General features: G+C 55.6%; 4 protein-coding genes. All 4 read left to right on the top strand.

Annotation, left to right across the window (positions count from 1 at the left end):
• Positions 1–322: 322 nt before the first annotated feature.
• The 4 genes from FN633_RS07085 to FN633_RS07070 all read left to right on the top strand — a co-directional run bounded on the left by FN633_RS07085 (position 323) and on the right by FN633_RS07070 (position 3,552).
• Positions 323–1,234, top strand: a complete 912-nt coding sequence (locus tag FN633_RS07085) for an amino acid ABC transporter substrate-binding protein (RefSeq protein WP_042392054.1) — start codon at positions 323–325, stop codon at positions 1,232–1,234.
• Positions 1,235–1,409: 175 nt separating this feature from the next.
• Positions 1,410–2,150 (top strand): glutamate/aspartate ABC transporter permease GltJ, encoded by a 741-nt coding sequence (gene gltJ, locus FN633_RS07080; RefSeq protein WP_154057232.1) that lies wholly within the window; start codon positions 1,410–1,412, stop codon positions 2,148–2,150.
• Positions 2,151–2,152: 2 nt separating this feature from the next.
• Positions 2,153–2,827, top strand: a complete 675-nt coding sequence (gene gltK, locus FN633_RS07075) for a glutamate/aspartate ABC transporter permease GltK (protein WP_042392050.1) — start codon at positions 2,153–2,155, stop codon at positions 2,825–2,827.
• On the top strand, positions 2,827–3,552 hold the full coding sequence (locus tag FN633_RS07070; protein WP_042392048.1) for an amino acid ABC transporter ATP-binding protein: 726 nt from the start codon (positions 2,827–2,829) through the stop codon (positions 3,550–3,552). The genes gltK and FN633_RS07070 overlap by 1 nt, the downstream gene beginning before the upstream one ends.
• Positions 3,553–3,562: the final 10 nt, after the last annotated feature.

Here is a 3,562-nt window from a genome sequence, read left to right as displayed (position 1 = left end):
AAATCCCCTCTCTTTTCCCCAATCTGGCACAGCAATTGCTTAATATTATCAGGCAGCTGCGGATCGTTGCCGATGCGCCGTAACGGTGCACCTGCAGTGAACACGTGAAGCACTAAAAAGGTGCAAGCGCTGTTTTATGCCTCGAAATGGTGCGGTGCGCTTCGCAAAACGAAACAATAAAGCAGCAAAATGTTTACACCAAGCCACACTAAATGTTAACAAACACGCATAACACTGCATGCTTGTGCTGCAGGATATAACAACACAAACACACACACTGGGTATCAATGCGTCCCTGGCGCTGATGATGAAGGAGTTGGATATGCAATTACGTAAACTGACCGCGGCAATGCTGTTAGTGGGAATGAGCGCCGGTCTGGCACATGCCGAAGACGCAGCCGCGCCAGCTGCCGGAAGCACGCTGGATAAAATTGCCAAGAACGGTGTGATCGTGGTCGGCCACCGTGAGTCTTCCGTCCCGTTCTCTTACTATGACAACCAGCAGAAAGTGGTTGGCTACTCACAGGACTACTCCAACGCGATCGTTGAAGCGGTTAAAAAACAGCTGAACAAACCCGATCTGCAGGTCAAGCTGATCCCGATCACCTCCCAGAACCGTATTCCGCTGCTGCAGAACGGCACCTTTGATTTCGAGTGTGGCTCCACCACTAACAACCTTGAACGTCAGAAGCAGGCCGCCTTCTCTAACACCATTTTCGTGGTCGGCACCCGCCTGCTGGCGAAAAAAGGGGGTGCCATCAAGGACTTCCCGGATCTGAAAGGCAAAGCGGTGGTGGTGACCTCCGGTACAACCTCTGAAGTGCTGCTGCACAAGCTCAACGACGAGCAGAAAATGGATATGCGCATCATCAGCGCGAAAGATCACGGCGACTCCTTCCGCACCCTGGAGAGCGGCCGCGCGGTGGCCTTTATGATGGATGATGCTCTGCTGGCTGGCGAACGCGCGAAGGCGAAGAAGCCGGACAACTGGGAGATCGTCGGCAAGCCGCAGTCTGAAGAAGCCTACGGCTGCATGCTGCGTAAAGATGACCCGCAGTTCAAAAAGCTGATGGATGACACCATCGCCCAGGCGCAGACCTCCGGCGAAGCGGCGAAGTGGTTTGATAAGTGGTTCAAGAACCCTATCCCACCGAAAAACCTGAACATGAACTTCGAGCTCTCTAACGAGATGCAGACCCTGTTCAAAACGCCAAATGACAAAGCACTTAACTAACTAGAAACACAGGGCGGGTTTTCCTGCCCTCTCGATTGACGGGAAGCACGGACAGACTAGACGCTGGAGGGTCGTTCCCCCATCCGGCGCGACGCTTACGCATAAAAAGGTGCGTAAAGCTTCTCACCAATCTTCGAGGGTAGCGCTGCTACCCTTTTTTTTCTGAGGTACATGTATGTCAATAGACTGGAACTGGGGTATTTTTCTGCAACAGGCCCCGTTCGGCAACACCACCTATTTAGGCTGGCTGTGGAGCGGTTTTCAGGTCACGGTCGCGCTGTCGATTACCGCCTGGATCATCGCATTTCTTGTCGGCTCGCTGTTCGGTATTCTCCGCACCGTGCCCAACCGTCTCCTCTCCGGGCTCGGTACGCTCTACGTTGAGCTGTTCCGTAACGTTCCGCTGATCGTGCAGTTCTTCACCTGGTACCTTGTGGTGCCTGAGCTGCTGCCGGAAGATCTCGGCATGTGGTTCAAGTCAGAGCTCGACCCGAATATTCAGTTCTTCCTCTCGTCGATGATCTGTCTGGGACTGTTTACCGCCGCGCGCGTCTGTGAGCAGGTGCGGGCCGCGATTCAGTCGCTGCCGCGCGGGCAAAAGAACGCCGGGCTGGCGATGGGGCTGACGCTGCCGCAGACCTACCGCTACGTGCTGCTGCCTAACGCCTATCGCGTGATTGTGCCGCCGATGACCTCCGAGATGATGAACCTGGTGAAAAACTCCGCCATCGCCTCGACCATTGGACTGGTGGATATGGCTGCGCAGGCGGGCAAGCTGCTGGACTACTCCGCCCACGCCTGGGAATCCTTTACCGCGATCACCCTCGCCTACGTGCTCATTAACGCCTTCATTATGCTGGTAATGAATCTGGTGGAACGTAAAGTTCGCCTGCCGGGCAATATGGGGAGCAAATAACCATGTATGAATTTGACTGGAGTTCTATTCTCCCGGCGATGCCCTACCTGCTGGACGGGCTGGTCATTACCCTGAAAATTACCATTACTGCGGTGCTGGTCGGCATCGTGTGGGGCACCATTCTGGCGGTGCTGCGCCTGTCGAGCTTTAAGCCGCTCGCCTGGTTTGCCACCGCCTACGTCAACGTGTTCCGCTCTATCCCGCTGGTGATGGTGCTGCTGTGGTTCTATCTGATTGTGCCGGGTCTGCTGCAAAACGTGCTCGGGCTGTCGCCAACCACCGATATCCGTCTGATCTCGGCGATGGTGGCCTTCTCGATGTTTGAAGCGGCCTACTACTCGGAGATTATCCGCGCCGGTATTCAAAGTATCTCGCGCGGGCAGTCCAGCGCGGCGCTGGCGCTTGGAATGACCCACTGGCAGTCGATGAAGCTTATCATCCTGCCGCAGGCCTTCCGCGCCATGGTGCCGCTGCTGCTCACCCAAGGGATCGTCCTGTTCCAGGATACCTCGCTGGTGTACGTGCTCAGCCTGGCGGACTTCTTCCGTACCGCATCCACCATCGGTGAGCGTGATGGTACTCAGGTAGAGATGATCCTCTTTGCCGGCGTGGTCTATTTTGCAATTAGTCTCAGTGCTTCACTGTTGGTCAGCTATCTGAAGAAAAGGACAGTTTAATGATTTCCCTGAAAAACGTTTCAAAATGGTATGGTCACTTTCAGGTGCTAACCGACTGCTCCACGGAAGTGAAAAAGGGTGAAGTGGTGGTGGTTTGCGGGCCGTCCGGCTCCGGTAAGTCAACGCTGATTAAAACCGTCAACGGCCTGGAGCCGGTGCAGCAGGGTGAAATCCTGGTAAACGGCACCAAGGTCACCGACAAGAAAACCAATCTTGCCGAGTTACGCTCCCACGTTGGGATGGTGTTCCAGCACTTTGAGCTGTTCCCGCACCTGTCGATTATCGAAAACCTCACTCTCGCCCAGGTGAAGGTCCTGAAGCGCAACAAGGCGGCGGCACGCGAGAAAGGTCTCAAGCTGCTGGAGCGCGTCGGTCTCTCTGCCCATGCCGATAAGTTCCCGGCCCAGCTGTCAGGCGGCCAGCAGCAGCGCGTGGCCATTGCCCGCGCCCTGTGCATGGATCCGGTGGCGATGCTGTTTGACGAACCGACCTCTGCGCTCGATCCTGAGATGATCAATGAGGTGCTGGACGTCATGGTGGAGCTGGCGCAGGAGGGAATGACCATGATGGTGGTTACCCACGAGATGGGCTTTGCGCGCAAGGTTGCGACCCGAGTGATCTTTATGGATGAGGGGAAAATCGTCGAGGACTCCGCCAAGGAGGATTTCTTCGCCAATCCAAAATCCGAGCGGGCAAAAGATTTTCTCGCCAAGATCCTGCATTAAGCAAACGCCT

This window comes from Pseudescherichia vulneris, assembly GCF_902164725.1.
Classification (GTDB): Bacteria; Pseudomonadota; Gammaproteobacteria; order Enterobacterales; family Enterobacteriaceae; genus Pseudescherichia; species Pseudescherichia vulneris.
The sequence above is the reverse complement of the archived record's forward strand: the minus strand, read 5'-3'. Positions and strand labels throughout refer to the sequence as shown.

Coding starts and splice junctions, on each gene's coding strand:
- gltK (WP_042392050.1), top strand. CDS start 2,153: ATGTATGAATTTGACTGGAGTTCTATTCTCCCGGCGATGCCCTACCTG.
- FN633_RS07085 (WP_042392054.1), top strand. CDS start 323: ATGCAATTACGTAAACTGACCGCGGCAATGCTGTTAGTGGGAATGAGC.
- FN633_RS07070 (WP_042392048.1), top strand. CDS start 2,827: ATGATTTCCCTGAAAAACGTTTCAAAATGGTATGGTCACTTTCAGGTG.
- gltJ (WP_154057232.1), top strand. CDS start 1,410: ATGTCAATAGACTGGAACTGGGGTATTTTTCTGCAACAGGCCCCGTTC.